This window comes from Roseateles sp. GW823-FHT07B05 (genome assembly GCF_058794515.1).
This window is the reverse complement of sequence record NZ_JBXAGX010000004.1, coordinates 339,654-357,094: the sequence shown is the minus strand read 5'-3', so window position 1 is coordinate 357,094 and position 17,441 is coordinate 339,654. Positions and strand designations below refer to the sequence as shown.

Genomic DNA, 17,441 nt, shown 5'->3' with positions numbered 1-17,441 from the left:
GCGGTTTCGGGCGGCCGGGCACCGCTGGCCCATGGATCGCACCGAACGCTTCTACAAGATCGAGCACCTGATTCGCTCCCGCGGCTGCGTGTCCTTCGCGGCGCTGCTGGAGGCGCTGGAGGTGTCGCCGGCCACGCTCAAGCGCGACCTGGCCTATCTGCGCGAGCGGCTGGACGCGCCCATCGAGTACGACGCTGGCGAGAACGGCTACCGCTTCGGCCAGCAGTGGCGCGGCGGCAAGCACGAGCTGCCGGGCGTGTGGTTCAACGAGGCCGAGCTGCACGCGCTGCTGACCATGCAGCAGATGCTGGCTGGGCTGGACGAGCAGGGCGTCGTGGGCCGGCACCTGCAGCCGATGTTCGACAAGATCACCGGCATGCTGGGCGTGGATGCTGCCGAGGCGGACGAGCTGCGCCGGCGTGTCAAGCTCATCGGCACGGCGCGGCGGCGCATGGCCAGCCACAGCTTCGAGACCGTCGGCAGCGCCGTCGTCAAGCGCAAGCGTCTGGCCATCCGCTACCGCAAGAAGACCGGCAGCGGCGGCGTCAGCGAGCGCGAGGTGTCGCCGCAGCGGCTGGTGCACCACCGCCATGCCTGGTACCTGGACGCCTTCTGCCACCGCAGCCAGGGCCTGCGGCGCTTTGCGCTGGACGGCATCGAGGCGGCCACGCTGCTGGAGGCCGACGCGCAAGCCCTGGCCCTGGACGAGCTGGAAGCCGAGCTGGACCGCGGCTACGGCATCTTTGCCGGCGGCACGCCGCGCGAGGCCGAGCTGCTGTTCAGCGCCGAGGCGGCGGCCTGGGTGTCGCGCGAGGAATGGCACCCGGCGCAGCAGAGCGAGTTCCTGCCCGACGGCCGCTGGCGGCTGCGCCTGCCCTACGTCGACGACACCGAACTGCTGATGGACCTGCTGCGCCATGCCGGCCAGGTGCAGGTGGTGGCACCGACCGAACTGCGCGAGGCTCACGCCGCACGTGTCCGGCAGGCGGCGGCGGCGCTGTAGGACAAGCCCCATTCGTTTGAGCGGGGTCATGTTCACCGCACGCAATCACGTTAGGCTTGACCCGTGTCTGATTCCCAACCAGGAGCCTGTGATGAGTGATACCGCCCAAGCCAAGGAGAAGCTGGCCGCCGATTTCCGTGCCGTGATGGACGACATCGATGCGCTGATGACGACCACCGGCAAGGACGTCACCGTCGAAGCCAAGGCGCTGCGCGAGCGCATCCAGGAGCGCCTGTCCGGCGCCAAGGAAAAGCTGATCGATGCCCAGCACGAGGCCGTGCAGCGCGCCAAGGACGCCGCCGTCGCCACCGATGACTACGTGCACGCCAAGCCCTGGCAGGCCATCGGCGTGGCTGCTGCGGTGGGCCTCGCGCTGGGCGTGCTGATCGGCCGCCGCTGATCAAGAGACGCTCTTGAGCGACAACCAGGAACCCGTCTCCGGGCCGCTGCGGCGGCTCGGCACCTCGCTGCTGACGCTGGGCCGCATCCGGCTCGAGTTGCTGGCCATCGAGGTGCAGGAGGAGAAGGAACGCATCGCCGGCCTGGTGCTGTGGGCGGTGCTGGCCGCGCTGCTGGCGGGTTTTGCGGTGCTGATGCTGCTGGTGCTGGCCGTCGTTGCACTGTGGGACAGCCACCCGCTGCTGGCGCTGGGCGCGGCCTCGGTCGTGCTGGTGGTGGCCGCCGGGCTGGCGCTGCGTCAGCTGAAGATGCTGACGGCCCAGCCGGCCACACTGTTCCAGGCCAGCCTGGCCGAATTGCGTGATGACGCCGACGCACTGCGGCGCCGACAGCCGTGATCCCGCGCCTCCCCCAGGACCCGGCCCAGCGTGCCGAGCGCAAGGCCAACCTGCTGTTGGCGTCGGCCGTGCTGCGCGGCCAGGTGCAGCGGGATGTGGACGACGTGGCCGGCCGCGCCGATGGCGTGGCACGGCGCGTGCTGGTGGTGCGGGCCTGGTTGTCCGATCCGCTGGTGCAGGCTGCCGTCGGCGGCGGGGCGGCGTTCTTCGCCGCATCGGGCCGCACTCGGCGCCGCCGGCTGTGGGGCCTGCTGCGCTGGGGCTGGGTGGCGTGGCGGGTTTGGCGCGGCCGGTCTTCTACGTCGCGTTGACTTGCGGGCTGTCCCGTCCCCGGCCGTGCGCCGGGATGCCGGCCAGCTCACCCAGCCAGGGCATGGCCGAGTCGTGCCAGACCTGCAGTCGCGGCGGGAGTTCTGCGCGCTCGTTGACGCAGCCTAGACGGATGTTCAGCGTGCGCGGCGTGTCCGCCTCGCTCGCGAACAGTTGCGTGCCGCAGTCGCCGCAGAACGCCTGCGCGCGCCGGTTGCCGCTGGCGGCCACCTTCACGTAGTGCCTGGGCGTGCCGGTCAGCTCGACCTGCTCGACCGGCACCGGCAGCACGGCCCGGAACGGCCCGCCGGAAATGATCTGGCAGTCCGCGCAATGGCAGGCGAAGACCTTGTCAGGGTCCGCCAGCGCGGTGAAGCGGATGACGCCGCAGTGGCATTGGCCGGTGATCTTCATGAGTTTCCTTCCAGCAGTTTGAGCAAGTGGGCCGAGCGCCGGGCCGCTCCCAAGCCGGCCCTTGGGCGATGTGCATGCGGCTCGATGCCGCATGCATCGCCGTCCCCGCGGGGGACCGCTCAGACTCGCTCGCGTTCAGCGACGCGAGCCTGGGCGAGGGGCGTCATCTTTCGGCCGCGTCCAGCCGCTTCATGCGCTCACTCTGCCAGTAGACATCGTCACCGCCCAGGCCATCGAGGTTGGCGCGGTTGAGCACGCGAGCCAGCACGAACAGCAGGTCGGACAGGCGGTTCAGGTACTGGCGCGGCGCGGCGTGCAGCGTCTCCTGCGCAGCCAGCGTGATGACGGCCCGCTCGGCGCGGCGCGCCACGGTGCGGCACACGTGCGCGAGCGCGGCGCTGCGCGTGCCGGCCGGCAGGATGAATTCCTTGAGCCGCGGCAGGTGCTCGTTGTAGTGCGCGAGCGCCTCGTCCAGCCGCAGCACGGCGGCGTCCTTGAGCAGCGAGCCGCCAGGCCAGGACAGTTCGCCGCCGAGGTTGAACAGCTCGTGCTGGATGGTGACGAGGAGGTCACGCACGTCGGCCGGCAGCGGCTCGGCCAGCAGCACGCCGAGCTGGGAGTTCAGCTCGTCAACGTCGCCCATGGCCTGCACGCGCAGGTGGTCCTTGGGCACGCGGCTGCCGTCCGAGAGGCCGGTGGTGCCGTCGTCGCCGGTGCGGGTGGCGATCTGGGAGAGGCGGTTGCCCATGTGGCGGTCTGCAGGGGTTGCGAGGCCGCCATTGTCCCCAGACGCGCTCAGTGCCGCCGGCCGCTGCGGTGGAAGGCCGGCTTGTGGACAGGGGTTGGGTGGGAGCGCAGGCCGGTGGCCGGGGTGACGCGTGGCCGTGGCGGGGCGTCGTGCGGCGGCGGCGGTGCGTTGAACAGGTCGCGCCAGCGCAGCGTCAGCAGGTCGAAGCGCACGGCGCCGAAGACGATGAGCGCGGCGGCGGCCAGCACCAGCAGCCAGGTCAGGGTGGGGTCCATGGCGGTCTCCCGGGTTTGACGTGCGGCCATGCTGGCACCGGCGCGCGCGGGCTGCAACACAATCGTTGACTGCCGTCCTCGGAGTTGGCCATGAACGCGCCCGAATCTCGTTTCTCCCCCGCCCCGCCGTTGCCCGCCGCGCTGCTGGAGCGCCTGCGCGCCGAGTTCGGCGAGCGCTGCTCGACCGCGACGGCGGTGCGCGAGCAGCATGGCCGCGACGAGTCGGTGTTCGACGTGCCACCGCCGCAGGCCGTCGTTTTCGCGCAGAGCGAGGCCGAGGTGGCGCACGTGGTGGCCCTGTGCGCGCAGCACCGCGTGCCGGTCATTCCCTACGGCGCGGGGTCGTCGCTGGAAGGCCATCTGCTGGCGGTGCAGGGCGGTGTGAGCCTGGATGTGTGCCGCATGGACCGCATCCTGCGCGTGGATGCCGAGGACCTGACGGTCACCGTGCAGCCCGGCGTCACGCGCAAGGCGCTGAACGAGGCGCTGCGGCACGAGGGCCTGTTCTTCCCCATCGACCCCGGTGCCGATGCAAGCCTGGGCGGCATGGCCGCCACGCGGGCCAGCGGCACGAACGCGGTGCGCTACGGCACGATGCGCGAGAACGTGCTGGGGCTGCGCTTCGTGGCGGCCAGCGGCGAGGTCGTGCGCACCGGTTCGCGCGCGAAGAAGAGCAGCGCCGGCTACGACCTGACGCGTCTGCTGGTCGGCAGCGAGGGCACGCTGGGCGTCATCACCGAGCTGACGGTCAAGGTGCACCCGCTGCCCGAAGCGGTGTCGGCGGCCATCTGCTTCTTCCCCGGCATCGACGCGGCGGTGCGCACGGCCATGCAGGTCATCCAGATCGGCGTGCCCATCGCCCGCTGCGAGCTGCTGGACGCGAACGCGATCCGGGCCGTCAACGCGCATGACAAGCTGGGCCTGAAGGAGCAGCCCATGCTGCTGATGGAGTTCCACGGCAGCGAGGCCGGCGTGGCCGAGCAGGCGGCCACCGTGCAGGCCGTGGCTGACGAGCATGGCGGCGAGGCCTTCGAGTGGGCAACGACGCCCGAGGCCCGCACGCGGCTGTGGACGGCGCGGCACCACGCCTACCTGTCGGGCCTGCAGATGCGCCCCGGCTGCCGCGCCGTGACGACGGACACCTGCGTGCCCATCTCGCGGCTGGCCGAGAACATCGACGCGTCCATCGCCGAGGTGCAGGCCGCCGGCCTGCCGTATTTCATCGTCGGCCATGTGGGCGACGGCAACTTCCACATGGCCTATCTGCTGGACCCGGCGCAGCCCGACGAACTCGCCACGGCCGAGCGGCTCAGCGCGCAGATGGTGGCGCGGGCCCTTGCGCTGGAAGGCACGTGCACGGGCGAGCATGGCATCGGCCTGCACAAACAGCGCTTCCTCGTCGACGAGACCGGCGAGGCGGCGGTGGCGATGATGCGTGCGGTGAAGGCGGCGCTGGACCCGCTGGGCATCATGAACCCGGGCAAGATCTTCTCGTGACGCGGCAGCACCAGCCCGCCGGCGTGCCGACAATCGGCGTCAACCCACCCCTCACAGGAGATAGCCCGTGTTCAACCACATCATGGTCGGCAGCAACGACATCGAGCGCAGCAAGCGCTTCTACGACGCGGTGCTCGCCGTGCTGGGCGCACCCGCCGGCGCGGCCAACACGGCGGCGTCTGGCCATCAGCGCGTGTTCTACCGCCATGGCGGCAACAGCTTCGGCATCAGCCAGCCGATCAACGGCGAGCCGGCCTGCCATGCCAACGGCGGCACCATCGGCTTCAAGTGCGACTCCGCCGAGCAGGTGAAGCAGTTTCACGACGTGGCGGTGGCTCACGGCGGCCAGTCCATCGAAGAGCCGCCGGGCCTGCGCGACGGCGCGATGGGCCCCATGCACCTGGCCTATGTGCGTGACCCGGACGGCAACAAGCTGTGCGCGGTCTACCGCGTCAAGTAACGCCACGCGACCCGGCGCCGGCTTGTCGATGAAGTCGGCTTCATGCCGCCGGCCGGTTGCGGCGCCAGAATCCGCGGCATGCAACGCCGCCCCCTCATCGCCGGCCTGACCCTGGCCGCCTTCGCCCGCCCCAGCCTGGCCGCCCCTGCGGCACCCGACCTTGCCGCGCTGGAGCGCAGCGTGCAGGGCCGGCTTGGGTTCTTTGCCCTCGACACCGGCAGCGGCCGCACCGTGGCCCACCGGGCCGACGAGCGCTTCTCCACCGCGTCCACGTTCAAGATCCTGCTGGCCGCGCGCGTGGCGCAGGGCGTGGAGGGCGGGCGCTGGCGCTGGGAGGACGAGGTCACGCTGCACAAGAGCGAGCGCGTGGCGCATTCGCCGGCGTTCGACCGCCTGCTGCCGCGCGGCCGCGCGACGCTGGCCGAGCTGTGCGCCGGCATCGTCATCGAGAGCGACAACCCCTGCGCCAATGTGCTGCTGCGCCACTGCTGCGACTCGCCGGCCGGGCTGACGATGTGGCTGCGCCAGCAGGGCGATGACGTGACCCGGCTGGACCGCTGGGAGACCGAGCTCAACGAGAACCTGCCCGGCGACCCGCGCGACACCAGCACGCCGCGGGCGTTCGCGAAGACGCTGCGTCACCTGCTGCTGGGCGAGGGGCTGTCGCGCACGAACCAGGCGCGACTGTGGGCCGACCTGCAGGCGTCGCAGACGGGGATCAAGCGCCTGCGCGCCGGCGTGCAGGATGCCAGCTGGCGCGTCATCGACAAGACCGGCACGGGCTACCGCGGCGCCGTCAACGACGTGGCGCTGGTGTTCCCGCCGGACGGCCGCTCGCCGTGGGTGGTCGTCGCGCTGCAGTCTGACTCGAAGGCGTCGAACGACGAGTTGTCGGCCAACCTGGCCGCGGCCATGCGCCTGCTCGTGAAGGCCTGGGGCTGACGCATAAAAACGCCGCCCGCAGGCGGCGTTGCCGAGGTGGCGCGAGCGGCTTAGAACAGCGCCTTGAACTGCAGCCCGTAGCTGCGCGGTTCGTTGATGAAGCCGGTCAGGTTGTTGAAGTCGATGGCACCGGTCACGCGGACCTGGTTGGTGATGTTGCGGGCGAAGCCGGCCACTTCGTACTTGCCGTTGTCCCACGCATAGCCGACGCGCAGGCCGCCTTCCGTGAGGGCCTTGCCGGTGAACTCGGTGGCCTCGTACAGGAAGAAGTTGACCTTGGAGCGGTAGGCCCAGTCGGTGTAGACGTAGACCTCGTCGCCGCTGGCCAGCGGGATGCTCCAGCGGGCGGTCAGGTTGGCCGTCCACTTGGGCGCGTTGGGCAGCGGGTTGCCGTCCACCATCGCGTTGCCGTTGGCGATGGGGTCCTGCACCGTCGGGAAGGCGCCCGCCACCTTCAGCGAGCCGCCCGGCGGCACGCCCAGGCCGGCGTCCTTGATCTTGGTGTTGTTCAGCGAGCCGCCGACCGTGACGAGGAAGTCCGGCGTGATCAGCGCCTCCAGGTTCAGCTCTGCGCCGTTGCCGGTGGCCTTCTTCGCGTTGAGCAGGCGCGTGGCGTTGGTGCTGCCGCCCACGGCCGTGAGCTGCAGGTCCTTGACGGTGTAGGTGAACAGCGAGCCGGAGATGCGCAGCGTGCGCTTGAGCAGCTCACTCTTGAAGCCCACCTCGTAGGAGTTGACGCTTTCCGGGCCGGCCTGCGACTGGCCGGCGAAGGCTGACGCGTTCTGCATGGACGACGCGCGGAAGCCGTTGGCGAAGCGAGCGTAGAGGTTGGTCGTGGCGTCCAGCTTGTAGGTGGCCGACAGGTCGCCGCTCCACTTGCCGTCATCCGTGCTGGCCGAGGTGCCGGTGGACGTGTTGAACAGGCCCGTGCCAGCGTGGGTGGTGGACAGGTCCTTCTTGTCCTTGGTGTAGCGCAGGCCGCCGCGCAGCTTCAGCTCGGGGCTGACGGCGTAGTTGAGCGAACCGAACACGGCCGCGGCCTTGTTGGTCTGCGCCGTGTAGATGTGGTCGACGTCGGCGTGCGTCGTCGTGTTGTAGGTGATGTTGTCGATCGTGTACTTCTCGTCGAAGAGGTACACGCCGGCCTGCCAGCTCAGCGGGCCGGCGGTGTTGGACTCCAGGCGCACTTCCTGCGTCAGCTGGCGGTGGCCGTTCATGCCGCTGCCGGTCTCCGACTGGAAGGGGATGCCGGCGCCGCCGGCGGGGCCGCCGTCGATGTCGCCGCGGGACAGCGGCTTCACGTGCTCGTAGCCGCTGATCGCGTAGATGTTCAGCTCGGGCAGCGACCACTTCAGGCGCAGGCTGGCACCGGTCTGCTTCAGCGTCTGGTCGTTGACGCCGTTGAAGGCGACCTTGTCGGTGCTGAAGCCGTCGGCCAGGTCGTTGGTGCCGCGCTTGATGGCGTTGGCACGGAACAGGCGCGGGCTGCCGTTGAGGTCGCGCAGATGCACGTTGGCCAGCGCGCTGAACTGCTTGTGCGGCTCGTACAGCACCTGGGCGCGCACGGCGGTGTCGCGGTAGCCCTCGGTCTTGGGCGTCACGGCGCCGGGGTCGGTGTTGTCCACCCAGTCCGCGCGGCGCTGGCTTTGTGCGGAGATGCGTGCAGACCAGTCGCCCGACAGCGGCAGGTTGGCCGCACCCTCGAGGTTCAGCGTGCCTTCGCTGCCGGCGGTCACGCTGGCGTAGCCGTCCTGGCGGTGGCTGGGCTTCACGGAGTCGAACTTGACGACGCCGGCCGGCGTGTTGCGGCCGAACAGCGTGCCCTGCGGGCCGGCCACCACTTCCACCGCGGCGGTGTCGAAGATGGGGAAGCCCTTCAGGATGGGGTTCTCCTGGATCACGTCGTCGACGATGACGCTGACCGGCTGCGAGGCGTTGAGGCGGAAGTCGGTGTTGCCGTAGCCGCGGATGTAGAAGCGCGGGAAGGCGCGGCCGAAGCTGGACTCGATGTTCAGGCTGGGCACGCGGCCGGACAGGAAGCGCAGGTCCTGGCCGCCAGAGGCCAGCACGTCCAGCTTCTCGCCGCTGATCTTGCTGACGGCATTGGGCACGTCCTGGATGTTCTCGGCACGGCGCTCGGCCGTGATGACGACGGTTTCGAGCTGGCTGCGGTCCTTGGCCGGGGCTTCCTGGGCCAGGACGGGAAGGGCGGTGCTGAGGGCGAGGGCCAGCAGGCTCAGGCGCGGAACGTTCATCGGGCAACAACTCCAAAAAATAGAGCCCCAACTGCAGGGCCGCGGCGATTGTTGGGGGCGGCCGAGGGGGCGCCGGTCACCCGCGGCACAGGTGTTGCAAAAGTCTGACGGGATAGTCAGTTTCGAGACGGGCGACGCTGGTGCGCCCGCACCGGTGCGGCGCCTGGCCGCACGAGAATGCGGCGCATGACCCCTCCACAGGCCTCCGGCCCGATGCGATGACCAACGCCAGCCGGCGCCAGTACGAGGCGCGCATGCACCGCGTGCAGGCCCACATCGACCGCCACCTGGACCGCCCGCTGGACCTGGAGGCGCTGGCCGGCGTGGCGCATTTCTCGCCGTACCACTTCCACCGCCTGTTCCTGGCGTGGACCGGCCAGACGCTGGGCGACTACCTGGCGCGCCGCCGGCTGGAGAAGGCGGCGCAGCGGCTGCGTGGCCAGCCGGACTCGACGGTGCTGAGCATCGCGCTGGGCGTGGGCTACGGCTCGGCCGAGGCGTTCTCGCGGGCGTTCAAGGCGCGCTTCGGGCATTCGCCGTCGCAGTGGCGCAATCTCGATCAGGCCGACAGCAATCTGTATCAGGTCAGCGCGTGGCTGGACAGCGAGCATGGCTTCTCTTCCAACTCCGACGAAAGAGATCCCGTGAACGTCCGCCTCATCGACCGCCCGCCCGTGCGCATGGGCTATCTGCGCTACCAGGGGGTGTATGGCCCCGCATTGGGTCGCTTCTGGGCCGAGACCTTCAACCCCTGGCTGGCGACGCAGAACCTGGGCGCCGTGGCGCGCTTCGGCATCGGCCATGACGACATCAGCCTGGTCCCGCCCGAGCAGTGCCGCTACGACGCCGGCGTGGCGGTGCCCGACGACTGGGTGCCCAACGGCGGCGCGCTGGTCACCGAGCTGCCGGGCGGCCGCTACGCCACGCTGGACTTCGTCGGCACGGCCGTCGAGATCGTCGGGGCCTGGCAAGACCTGATGGGCCGCTGGCTGCCGTCCAGCGGCCTGCAGCTGGATGCGCGGCCCTGCTTCGAACACTACGGGCCGAACTCGACGTTCGACTGCAGGACCGGCGTGTTCGACTGCGAGCTGTGCATCCCGGTGGCGCCGTTGTGATGCTTCGCTGCGCGCCTAAGCGTCAACAGTGACCGGCGGCGCACAGTGGCGGCTCATCGACACGAGGAGCCGCCATGCCCGCCATCACCTGCTTCATCCGCTACGAGCTGGACCCCTTCCAGCGCGAGGCCTTCCGCACCTATGCCGAGAACTGGGGCAGCATCATTCCGCGCCTGGGCGGCCGGCTGCTGGGCTACTGGCTGCCGTGGGAAGGCACGAACGACGAGGCCTGGGGCCTGGTGGGCTTTGACTCGCTGGCCGACTACGAGGCCTACCGCGCGCGGCTGAAGGCCGACCCCGAGGCGCGGGCGAACCTCGAGTTCGCTCAACAGCAGCGCTTCATTGCCCGGGAGGCGCGGACTTTCTGTGAGGATGTGCGGCCATGATGGCCGTCATCTTCGAAGTCCAGCCCACGCCCGAAGGCCGCGCCGCCTACCTGGACCACGCCGCCGCGCTGAAGCCGCTGCTGGAGCGCATGGACGGCTTCATCTCGGTGGAGCGCTTCCAGAGCCTCGCGCAGCCGGACAAGCTGCTGAGCCTGTCGTTCTGGCGCGATGAGGATGCCGTGCGCGGCTGGCGCGAGATGGAATGCCACCGCGCCGACCAGGCCGCTGGCCGTGGCGGGCTGTTCGCTGACTACCGGCTACGCGTGGCGCACGTGGTGCGCGACTACGGCCTGCATGACCGCGAGCAGGTGCCCCGGTGAGCGCTGTGCCGGGCCGCCCCAAGCAAGCTCGCTCCCGCTTGGCGGGACAGGCCGCAGGCCGAAGGGTGCTCCATTGAACGCCGAGCCGCGCCTGGCCCGCGTCGCCGCGGCTATCGCCGACCCGACGCGGGCGCGCGTGCTCGCGCGGCTGCTGGACGGCCGCCTGCACACGGCCGGCGAACTGGCCACGCATGCCGGCGTGAGCGCGGCGACGATGTCGGCGCACCTGAAGCTGCTCGTCGACGAAGGCCTGGCCAAGGTCAGGCCGCAGGGCCGGCACCGCTACTTCGGCCTGGCGGATGGTGATGTGGCGCATGCGCTTGAAGCGTTGCTGCGCGTGGCCGATGGCCGCGATGCCGGACCGGCCGCCGACCTGAAGCGCTGGCAGAAGCCGGCCATGCGCGGGCTGCGGCATGCACGCAGCTGCTACGGGCACCTGGCGGGCGAGCTGGGCGTTAGGCTGCATGACCTGCTGCGCTCGCGCGGCTGGGTGGAGCGCGCCGGCAGCGAAGAGCGGCTCACGCAGGCGGCACGCGATGCGCTGCAGGAGCAAGGCCTGGCACTCACCGCGCCGGCGGCCTCAGCGTCGGGGCGTGCGCTCTATCCGTGCGTGGACTGGTCCGAGCGGCGCGAGCACTTTGCGGGCGCCGAGGCCGTGGCGCTGCTGGAGGCCCTGGTGGCCCGCGGCTGGCTGCGCCGCCGCGAGGCGTCGCGTGAGCTGGCCTTGACGCCCACCGGCCAGCGCGAGTTCGTCGACGGGCTGCTGGCCGGCTGAATGCGGCCCGGCGCCACTGGCGCAGAGCTTGCTATTGATGTGGCGGTACGACTTGCTGCATCGCCATGCCAATTCAACCCCGTCTCCTCGCCGCGCTGCCGGCCAGTCTGATCGCCGCACCCGCGTGGGCCGAGCAGGTGCCCGCCGCGCAGATCAGTGCCGGTGACACCGCCTGGCTGCTCAGCGCCACGGCGCTGGTGCTGCTGATGACCTTGCCAGGTCTTGCCTTGTTCTATGCCGGCATGGTGCGAAAGAAGAACATCCTGGCCGTGATGGCCCAGGTGCTGGCCTGTTCGGCACTGGTGTCGCTGCTGTGGTTCGTCTGCGGCTACAGCCTGGCGTTCGAGCCGGGGCCGGCAGGCTGGGAGCACTGGATCGGCGGCCTCGACGGGGCTGGCCTTGGCCACGTGCTGCACGACAAGGCGGCCGGCCTGGTCAGCGTGCATCCGCTGGCGGCCAGTGTGCCGGCGGCGGTGTTCGCACTGTTCCAGCTGAGCTTCGCCATCATCACGCCAGCCCTCATCGTCGGTGCGGTGGCTGAATGCATGCGCTTCGCGAGCCTGCTGGCCTTCCTGGGGCTGTGGTCGCTGTGCGTCTACGTGCCGTTGGCGCACTGGGTTTGGGCGCCGCAGGGCTGGCTGGCCCAGTTGGGTGCGCTGGACTTCGCAGGCGGCACCGTCGTCCACATCAATGCCGGGGTGGCGGGGCTGGTGGCCGCCTGGATGCTAGGCCCGCGCCAGGGCTTCGGCCGCGCGCCGCTGACGCCCGCCAACCTCGCCTACACGATGACGGGCGCAGGCCTGCTGTGGGTGGGCTGGATGGGCTTCAACGGCGGCTCGGCTGGCGCGGCGGATGGGCGTGCCGGTATCGCAGTGCTCAACACGCAGTTGGGTGCCGCGGCGGCCGCGCTGTCGTGGATGACGGCCGAGTGGGCGACGCGGCGCACGCCGACGCTGCTGGGCCTGTGCAGCGGCGCCGTGGCGGGGCTGGTGGCCATCACGCCGGCCTGCGGCTTCGTCACTCCGGCGTCCGGCGTGGCCATCGGGCTCGTGGCGGGTGCGGCCTGCTTCTGGGGCGCCACCGGGCTCAAGCGCTGGCTGCGCGCTGATGACTCGCTGGACGTGTTTGGCGTGCACGGCGTGGGCGGCATCATCGGCGCGCTGATGACGGGGCTGCTGGCCGACCCGCGCGTGGGCGGCGTGGCGGGGTCGGTGGGCACGCAGGCCATCGCCGTGCTGGCGACGCTGGCTTTCAGCGCGGTCATGACGGCGGGCATCCTGCTGCTGGTCTACCTGCTGCTGGGCGGGTTGCGCGTGGATGCCGCGCGCGAGCAGCAGGGGCTGGACCTGAGCCAGCACGGCGAGCAGGTGGCGTGATGGCAGCGTCCATGCACAGCGACAGCGACAAGCTTGCCGTGGCAGCCCACCTGCACGTGCTGATGCGGCGCAAGATGGGCCGCGTGACGGACGTGGAATGGCTAGTGCGCAACGCCGACTACGCGCAGGAGATCATCCGCCTGGCCTGCCAGCAGGCCGAGCATCCCGAGGTGGCCGACTGGGGCGCGCGGCTGCGCGCAATGCTGTTCCCCAAGCCAGCGCCAGCGCAGGCGCCGGTGGCCAAGAGCGTGGGCGCCGCACCGGTGGCGCGTTACGTCGGCGGGCTGCGCTGACGAGGTGGTCCGCGCGCGGCGCGTTGCGTGTACAACGCGCGCCATGAACACCCTTCGCACCCGCATCGCCACGCTGGCCGACCTTGATGTCGTCGCTCCGCTGTTCGACGCCTATCGCCAGTTCTACGAGCAGGCACCCGACGCGGCCGCCGCGCGCCATTTCATCCGCGACCGGCTGCAGCGCGACGAGTCCGTCGTTCTGCTGGCGCTTAACGAGGCGCAGCAGGCGCTCGGCTTCTGCCAGCTCTACCCGCTGTTCTGCTCCATCGACGCCAAGCCCATCTACCAGTTGTCTGACCTGTTCGTCGCGCCCGAGGCACGGCGCTCGGGCGCCGGGCGCGCGCTGCTGCTGGCGGCCGAGCGCCATGCGAAGAACACCGGCCGCACGCGGCTGGAGCTGACGACGGCGCGCACCAACAAGACGGCGCAGTCGCTGTACGAGTCGCTGGGCTGGCAGCGCGACGAGGTGTACTTCGCCTATGCCCGGCGCGTGGAGGCCTGACATGAGCGCCGCTGCCTATACGCCGCTGGGCCGGATCTGCATCCAGGTCCATCCGGCGCGGGCGCCGGGGCTGGACGTCACGCGGCTGGCCGAGGCCTGCGAGGCTGTCGCGCGGCGCACCCCGGGTGTCCGCGGCTTTGGCGTCAACGAAGGCGAGGACGAGGGCGCCTACGTGAACCTCATCTTCGCCGCCGAGGACCCGCTGCAGGCGTGGCCGCCGCTGTGGGCCGCGCTGCTCGCGTTGGCCGAGTTCGGCGCGCTGCTGCCGGATTGCTGCCTGGGCATGTGCACGGGCGAGCTGGGCTGGGACGACTACCGGCTGCTGCACCACTTCGACCCTGACGTGGCGCTCGACGGGCCCGGCGACGGCTGTGGCGTCTGAACCACCCACGGGGTGACGGGGCATGGCGCCGTCGATCGGCGGCGCGACGCCCGGTCGGCAGAATCACTCGCCTTGTCACTCTGGGCGTTCACATCATGGCTTGGCTGTTGCTCGTCGTTGCGGGCCTGCTGGAGGTGGGCTGGGCCATCGGCCTGAAGTACACCGAGGGCTTCACGCGCCCGCTGCCGACCGTGGCCACCATCACCGCGATGGTGCTCAGCGTGGCCCTGCTGGGCGTGGCGATGAAGACGCTTCCCGTGGGCACCGCCTACGCGGTTTGGGTGGGCGTGGGCGCCGTGGGCACGGCGGCGCTGGGCATGGTGCTGTTCGGCGAGGCGGCGACCGTGGGCAGGCTCGTCAGCCTGGGGCTGATCGTCGCGGGCATCGTGGGACTCAAGCTCGCGAGCTGAGCCGCCGTATCTCGGGCCGAGCGCCGTGCCGCTCCAAGCCGGCCTCGACCCCTCGGGGGGACCGACCAGACGGGCCCGCGTTCAGCGGCGTCAGGCCGGGCGAGGGGCGTGCCAATCCATCAGCCGTGCTGGGGCGGCACGCTCCAGCGCTTGGTCACGTCGCCCCGTGTGTTGACGCTTTCCAGCTGTACGCCGAAGCCCCACAGACGGCCGACGTGCTTGAGCACCTCCTGCGCGCTGTCGTGCAGCGGGCGGTTGAGGTGCTGTTGGTGGCGCAGCGTCAGCGAGCGGTCGCCGCGCAGGTTGACGTTCCAGACCTGGATGTTGGGCTCGCGCGTGGACAGGTCGTACTGACGTGACAGTGCCTGGCGCAGGTGACGGTAGCCGCCTTCGTCGTGGATGGCGGAGATCTCGTACTCGGTCTTGGCCTCGTCGTCGAGGATGGCGAAGAGCCGGAAGTCGCGCATCACCTTCGGGCTCAGGTACTGGCCGATGAAGCTCTCGTCCTTGAAGTTGCGCATCGCGTGGTCCAGCGTGGGCAGCCAGTCGCTGCCGGCGATGTCGGGGAACCAGTCGCGGTCTTCGGCGGTCGGGTTCTCGCAGATGCGCTTGATGTCGGTGTACATCGCGAAGCCCAGCGCATATGGGTTCAGGTTGGCGCCGGGGTGCTGGTAGACGACGTTGGTGTGGGACTTCAGCCACTCGATCATCATGCCGTCCGACAGGTAGCCGTCGTCGTACATCTGGTTGAGCAGCTTGTGATGCCAGAACGTCGCCCAGCCTTCGTTCATGACCTGGGTCTGCCGCTGCGGGTAGAAGTACTGCGCGATCTTGCGCACGATGCGCACGATCTCGCGCTGCCAGGGCTCCAGCAGCGGCGCGTTCTTCTCGATGAAGTACAGCAGGTTCTCCTGCGGTTCCTCGGGGAAGCGGCGGCTCTCGGCCGCTTCGTCGGGGCGATCGGGCTTCTTGGGCAGCGTGCGCCACAGGTCGTTGACCTGCGACTGGGCGTGCTGTTCGCGGTCCTTCAGCCGTGCGCGCTCCTCGGCCAGCGACAGCTTGGCCGGGCGGCGGTAGCGGTCCACGCCGTGGTTCATCAGCGCGTGGCAGCTGTCCAGCAAGGACTCGACGGCGTCCAGCCCGTGACGCTCCTCGCAGTCGGCCACGTAGTTCTTCGCGTAGACGAGGTAGTCGATGATGGACGAGGCATCCGTCCACATGCGGAAAAGGTAGTTGCCCTTGAAAAAGGAGTTATGACCGTAGCAGGCGTGAGCGATGACGAGCGCCTGCATCGCCAGCGTGTTCTCCTCCATCAGGTAGGCGATGCAGGGGTCGGAGTTGATGACGATCTCGTAGGCCAGTCCCATCTGGCCGCGCTTGTAGCTGCGCTCGGTCGCGATGAACTCCTTGCCGTAGCTCCAGTGCCGGTAGTTCACCGGCATGCCCACCGACGCGTAGGCATCCATCATCTGCTCGGCGGTGATGACCTCCAGCTGGTTGGCATAGGTGTCCAGGCCGAAGCGCTCGGCGGTCTGGCGGATGACCTCGTGGTACTCGTCGATGAGCTGGAAGCTCCAGTCGTTGGGCGAGGGCAGCGGCTGGCCGGGACGCTGCAGCAGCGGCTTCATGCGCTGCAGCGGCTGGTGCTGGCGGCGGTCGGCGATGCCGCGCGGCGGCGTGGCGGCGCGCTCGGGATGGCGGCGGTCCTCTTTACAGCTCATGTGTGCCCCTCGTCCAGCGAATACGCCGGCCAGCCTTGCAGGCCGCGCCGCAGCAGGTGCTGCGTCTCTTCGGCAGGCACGGCGAGTCCACAGGACTCACCGTGTCCGGCCTCAGCCCCCGAGGGGATGCGGTCCGGCTTGGGAGCGGCCCTGCGCTCGGACTTCATGCCGAGGCCCCTTCCTTCTTGAACAGATCACGGAAGACCGGATAGATCTGCGAGGCCTCGACGGCCTTGCGCATCGCGAAGTGGCCGACGTCCTCCTGCAGCTTCTGGTATTCCTCCCAGAGGTTCTGCTCGGGTTCGGCGACCTGTACGTAGGCGAAGTAGCGGCACAGCGGCAGGATCTTGTCGGCCAGCAGCTCGCGGCAGCGGCCGCTGTCGTGGTGCCAGTTGTCGCCGTCGCTGGCCTGGGCGCCGTAGATGTTCCACTCGGTCGGCGAGTAGCGCTCGCGGATGATCTGCTCCATCAGCACGAGCGCCGACGACACGACGGTGCCGCCGGTCTCGGTGGCGTGGAAGAAGTTCTGCTCGTCCACCTCCTGCGCCTGTGTGTGGTGGCGGATGAAGACGACGTCGATCTTCTCGTAGTGCCGCGTGAGGAAGAGGTACAGCAGGATGAAGAAGCGCTTGGCGAGGTCCTTGCGGCTCTCGTCCATGGAGCCCGACACGTCCATCAGGCAGAACATGACGGCGCGCGTCGTCGGCACCGGCACGCGCACGCGGGAGCGGAAGCGCAGGTCGATGGGATCCAGGAAAGGGATGGCGTCCAGCCGGGCCTTCAGGTGGGCGATGCGCTCGCGCGTCTCGGCCAGTAGCCGCGGCGTCTCCGGGCGGTCTTCCTTCAGCAACTCCTGCTCGCGGGCCTCGAGCTCGTGCAGCTCGCGGCGCTTGTCCATGCCCAGCGCGATGCGCCGGCCCAAAGCGCCGCGCATGGAGCGCACGACGTGCAGGTTGGTGGGCGTGCCATCGGACGAGAAGCCGGCGCGGTGGCTCTTCCACTCGGGCGTGTCTGCCAGCGTCGTGCGGGCGAGGTTGGGCAGGGCCAGGTCGTCGAAGAAGACCTGCATGAACTCTTCCTTGCTGAGGTGGAAGACGAAATCGTCCTCCCCCTCGCCCTGGTCGCTGGCTTCGCCACCGCCCCCGCCGCCGCCTTGCCCGCCCTTGGGCTTGGCGATGCGGTCGCCCTTCACGTACTCCTGGTTGCCCGGCCGCACGACCTCGCGCACGCCGCCGTCGCCATGGCCGAAGACGGGTTCGCTGAGGTCCTTCTTCGGGATCTTCACGTCCTCGCCGCGCTCCATGTCGCGGATGCCGCGGCCGTCCACCGCGCGCTTCACCGCCTCGCGGATCTGGTCCTTGTGGCGGCGCAGGAAGCGCTCGCGGTTGCCAATCGACTTGTTCTTGCCGGAGAGGCGTCGGTCGATGATCTGCTGCAGAAACATTAGAAGCCTCCCTGCGG

At 70.0% G+C, this 17,441-nt stretch carries 22 protein-coding genes; 16 read left to right on the top strand and 6 right to left on the bottom strand.

Going from position 1 to position 17,441, the window contains the following annotated elements; genetic code table 11:
• The first annotated feature begins 31 nt into the window (after positions 1 to 31).
• From AC1Q7O_RS11900 to AC1Q7O_RS11885, 4 genes are all read left to right on the top strand, one after another.
• Positions 32 to 1,003, top strand: a complete 972-nt coding sequence (locus AC1Q7O_RS11900; RefSeq protein WP_492659944.1) for a helix-turn-helix transcriptional regulator — start codon at positions 32 to 34, stop codon at positions 1,001 to 1,003.
• A gap of 91 nt (positions 1,004 to 1,094) precedes the next feature.
• Positions 1,095 to 1,403, top strand: a complete 309-nt coding sequence (locus AC1Q7O_RS11895; protein WP_492659945.1) for an ElaB/YgaM/YqjD family protein — start codon at positions 1,095 to 1,097, stop codon at positions 1,401 to 1,403.
• 13 nt (positions 1,404 to 1,416) lie between these two features.
• Positions 1,417 to 1,800: a phage holin family protein gene (locus AC1Q7O_RS11890; RefSeq protein ID WP_492659946.1), complete on the top strand. Its 384-nt coding sequence runs from the start codon at positions 1,417 to 1,419 to the stop codon at positions 1,798 to 1,800.
• Entirely contained in the window at positions 1,797 to 2,111 is a 315-nt protein-coding gene (locus tag AC1Q7O_RS11885) for a hypothetical protein (protein ID WP_492659947.1), read from the top strand. The genes AC1Q7O_RS11890 and AC1Q7O_RS11885 overlap by 4 nt, the downstream gene beginning before the upstream one ends.
• Here AC1Q7O_RS11885 and AC1Q7O_RS11880 read toward each other — a convergent pair.
• From AC1Q7O_RS11880 to AC1Q7O_RS11870, 3 genes are all read right to left on the bottom strand, one after another.
• Positions 2,098 to 2,523: a GFA family protein gene (locus AC1Q7O_RS11880; RefSeq protein ID WP_492659948.1), complete on the bottom strand. Its 426-nt coding sequence runs from the start codon at positions 2,521 to 2,523 to the stop codon at positions 2,098 to 2,100. The two genes, AC1Q7O_RS11885 and AC1Q7O_RS11880, sit on opposite strands and share 14 nt — an antisense overlap.
• Positions 2,524 to 2,686: 163 nt before the next feature.
• Positions 2,687 to 3,271: a cob(I)yrinic acid a,c-diamide adenosyltransferase gene (locus tag AC1Q7O_RS11875; RefSeq protein ID WP_492659949.1), complete on the bottom strand. Its 585-nt coding sequence runs from the start codon at positions 3,269 to 3,271 to the stop codon at positions 2,687 to 2,689.
• A gap of 47 nt (positions 3,272 to 3,318) precedes the next feature.
• Positions 3,319 to 3,546 (bottom strand): hypothetical protein, encoded by a 228-nt coding sequence (locus AC1Q7O_RS11870; RefSeq protein ID WP_492659950.1) that lies wholly within the window; start codon positions 3,544 to 3,546, stop codon positions 3,319 to 3,321.
• A 90-nt stretch (positions 3,547 to 3,636) separates the two neighbouring features.
• On the opposite strand from AC1Q7O_RS11870, the gene AC1Q7O_RS11865 reads away from it, so the two are divergent.
• The 3 genes from AC1Q7O_RS11865 to bla all read left to right on the top strand — a co-directional run bounded on the left by AC1Q7O_RS11865 (position 3,637) and on the right by bla (position 6,445).
• Positions 3,637 to 5,043 (top strand): FAD-binding oxidoreductase, encoded by a 1,407-nt coding sequence (locus tag AC1Q7O_RS11865; protein WP_492659951.1) that lies wholly within the window; start codon positions 3,637 to 3,639, stop codon positions 5,041 to 5,043.
• Between the two features lie 67 nt (positions 5,044 to 5,110).
• Positions 5,111 to 5,503 carry a VOC family protein gene (locus AC1Q7O_RS11860; RefSeq protein WP_492659952.1) on the top strand — a complete coding sequence of 131 codons (393 nt, stop codon included), beginning with the start codon at positions 5,111 to 5,113 and terminating at the stop codon, positions 5,501 to 5,503.
• 78 nt (positions 5,504 to 5,581) lie between these two features.
• Positions 5,582 to 6,445, top strand: coding sequence for a class A beta-lactamase (gene bla / locus AC1Q7O_RS11855; RefSeq protein ID WP_492659953.1), 864 nt, complete (start codon positions 5,582 to 5,584; stop codon positions 6,443 to 6,445).
• Positions 6,446 to 6,495: 50 nt separating this feature from the next.
• Here bla and AC1Q7O_RS11850 read toward each other — a convergent pair whose 3' ends face one another.
• Positions 6,496 to 8,700, bottom strand: coding sequence for a TonB-dependent receptor (locus AC1Q7O_RS11850; protein WP_492659954.1), 2,205 nt, complete (start codon positions 8,698 to 8,700; stop codon positions 6,496 to 6,498).
• A 218-nt stretch (positions 8,701 to 8,918) separates the two neighbouring features.
• Here AC1Q7O_RS11850 and AC1Q7O_RS11845 point away from each other — a divergent pair, with 218 nt between their 5' ends.
• From AC1Q7O_RS11845 to sugE, 9 genes are all read left to right on the top strand, one after another.
• Positions 8,919 to 9,815 (top strand): AraC family transcriptional regulator, encoded by an 897-nt coding sequence (locus AC1Q7O_RS11845; RefSeq protein WP_492659955.1) that lies wholly within the window; start codon positions 8,919 to 8,921, stop codon positions 9,813 to 9,815.
• A 74-nt stretch (positions 9,816 to 9,889) separates the two neighbouring features.
• Positions 9,890 to 10,201 (top strand): NIPSNAP family protein, encoded by a 312-nt coding sequence (locus tag AC1Q7O_RS11840; protein WP_492659956.1) that lies wholly within the window; start codon positions 9,890 to 9,892, stop codon positions 10,199 to 10,201.
• Positions 10,198 to 10,521, top strand: coding sequence for an antibiotic biosynthesis monooxygenase family protein (locus tag AC1Q7O_RS11835; RefSeq protein WP_492659957.1), 324 nt, complete (start codon positions 10,198 to 10,200; stop codon positions 10,519 to 10,521). The genes AC1Q7O_RS11840 and AC1Q7O_RS11835 overlap by 4 nt, the downstream gene beginning before the upstream one ends.
• 73 nt (positions 10,522 to 10,594) lie before the next feature.
• Entirely contained in the window at positions 10,595 to 11,296 is a 702-nt protein-coding gene (locus AC1Q7O_RS11830; protein WP_492659958.1) for an ArsR/SmtB family transcription factor, read from the top strand.
• A 65-nt stretch (positions 11,297 to 11,361) separates the two neighbouring features.
• Positions 11,362 to 12,672, top strand: coding sequence for an ammonium transporter (locus AC1Q7O_RS11825; RefSeq protein ID WP_492659959.1), 1,311 nt, complete (start codon positions 11,362 to 11,364; stop codon positions 12,670 to 12,672).
• Positions 12,672 to 12,965, top strand: a complete 294-nt coding sequence (locus AC1Q7O_RS11820) for a hypothetical protein (protein ID WP_492659960.1) — start codon at positions 12,672 to 12,674, stop codon at positions 12,963 to 12,965. Before AC1Q7O_RS11825 ends, AC1Q7O_RS11820 begins: the two co-directional genes overlap by 1 nt.
• A 43-nt stretch (positions 12,966 to 13,008) precedes the next feature.
• Entirely contained in the window at positions 13,009 to 13,467 is a 459-nt protein-coding gene (locus AC1Q7O_RS11815; protein ID WP_492659961.1) for a GNAT family N-acetyltransferase, read from the top strand.
• Between the two features lies 1 nt (position 13,468).
• The gene (locus AC1Q7O_RS11810; RefSeq protein ID WP_492659962.1) at positions 13,469 to 13,849 is read left to right on the top strand and encodes a hypothetical protein; all 381 of its coding nucleotides are present in this window, start codon (positions 13,469 to 13,471) and stop codon (positions 13,847 to 13,849) included.
• A 95-nt stretch (positions 13,850 to 13,944) separates the two neighbouring features.
• Positions 13,945 to 14,259 (top strand): quaternary ammonium compound efflux SMR transporter SugE, encoded by a 315-nt coding sequence (gene sugE / locus AC1Q7O_RS11805; RefSeq protein ID WP_492659963.1) that lies wholly within the window; start codon positions 13,945 to 13,947, stop codon positions 14,257 to 14,259.
• Positions 14,260 to 14,378: 119 nt separating this feature from the next.
• On the opposite strand, the gene AC1Q7O_RS11800 is transcribed toward sugE, so the two are convergent.
• Both AC1Q7O_RS11800 and AC1Q7O_RS11795 read right to left on the bottom strand, forming a co-directional pair.
• Positions 14,379 to 15,887 carry a SpoVR family protein gene (locus AC1Q7O_RS11800; RefSeq protein ID WP_492660037.1) on the bottom strand — a complete coding sequence of 503 codons (1,509 nt, stop codon included), beginning with the start codon at positions 15,885 to 15,887 and terminating at the stop codon, positions 14,379 to 14,381.
• 256 nt (positions 15,888 to 16,143) lie between these two features.
• Positions 16,144 to 17,424, bottom strand: coding sequence for a YeaH/YhbH family protein (locus tag AC1Q7O_RS11795; RefSeq protein ID WP_492659964.1), 1,281 nt, complete (start codon positions 17,422 to 17,424; stop codon positions 16,144 to 16,146).
• Positions 17,425 to 17,441: the final 17 nt, after the last annotated feature.